Source organism: Prevotella sp. CAG:592 (genome assembly GCF_000436015.1).
Lineage (GTDB): Bacteria > Bacteroidota > Bacteroidia > Bacteroidales > Bacteroidaceae > Prevotella > Prevotella pectinovora.
In genome coordinates this window covers 1-1,005 of the sequence record NZ_FR892494.1, presented here as the reverse complement: position 1 = coordinate 1,005, position 1,005 = coordinate 1, and the positions used below count along the sequence as shown (strand labels likewise).

Genomic DNA, 1,005 nt, shown 5'->3' with positions numbered 1-1,005 from the left:
GGAAACATAGGCAGCACGCCGGTCATTTGCTCTCCGCTGAGAGACTGTGCTTTTCATGGTAAAGATACAGAATAAAAACAATTGAGATGCACTATGAAGTTTTTGTGTTGTTATTCCTTCGGAGGGGTGACGGGCTGCTTCTTCTTCGCTTCCACCACGGTGGCGCGTCTGAGACTGGTCTCCAGGTCTTTCATCTGCAGCGAACCGGTGGCGCGCGCCCTGAGCTTCAGTCCGTCGATGTTTGCAGCAACGGTGAACTCCTCTTCTTTCACAGCTCCGCCTCTGGTGTTCTTGATGCCGATGCTGAAGATGGCGAGGTCGGGGAGTTTCACGCTTCGTCCTTCGAGGAGCAGCTCCTTGATACACGACACCATGTCGGTGATGATCCCCTTTATGGCACCTGCCGAATATGGAGTGTTGTGAGCCGCCATGTGTTCAGCGAGCTTGTCGATGTCAACGGTGCTCTCTTTCACCGGGAAGGCATACCATTTGCCGAAGGAGTGACTGCCTTCCACGTTGTTCTTTTTCAGGATGTACTTGATCATAACTGTTTTACGTTAAAGGGTTAAAGTATAGGTTTCTGATGGGGAGATTCGCCAAGCCTTGACAATCGCTCTTCAAAAAGCTTCCGGCAAGTTGTGCTCAACTGCTTCTCTCATCATTCACATTGCAAAGATACCACATCTGCCGTTGGCGGTCGTGGGTTAGTATACGTTGGCGTGGGATAAGTGATTATTTCAGTCTTTTCTCACGGTTCGCCCAGGTGTCTCAGGATGGTTTCCACCTGTCTGGGGGTGAAACATTTTGCCGTGCGCACATAGTGCTGGCTCTTGAGCTCCTCGCTCAGAGGCTTGCATCTCCTTATCCATGCCATGAGATGGTTTACGGCGGTGTGTGGCTGCGAGTCGGGGAAATATAGCATTGCCAGTTCTGACTTGCCGTATGTGCGTATCGCCATCCTCTGGGGTTCTGGCTGCGGGTTTCGTCTGCTGTTGTTGTTCATAT

Annotated in this window: 2 protein-coding genes; both read right to left on the bottom strand. The window is 51.2% G+C overall.

The window, feature by feature from the left end; genetic code table 11:
• Positions 1-110: 110 nt before the first annotated feature.
• Positions 111-545, bottom strand: coding sequence for a hypothetical protein (locus tag QVO99_RS00885; RefSeq protein WP_022315702.1), 435 nt, complete (start codon positions 543-545; stop codon positions 111-113).
• A gap of 203 nt (positions 546-748) precedes the next feature.
• Positions 749-1,005: DUF4248 domain-containing protein (locus QVO99_RS00880; RefSeq protein ID WP_022315701.1), on the bottom strand; the 257-nt coding region annotated here is incomplete at its 5' end.

Bases quoted from the DNA above. Each gene is read 5' to 3' on its own strand.
- QVO99_RS00885 (WP_022315702.1), bottom strand. From the start codon at position 545: ATGATCAAGTACATCCTGAAAAAGAACAACGTGGAAGGCAGTCACTCC.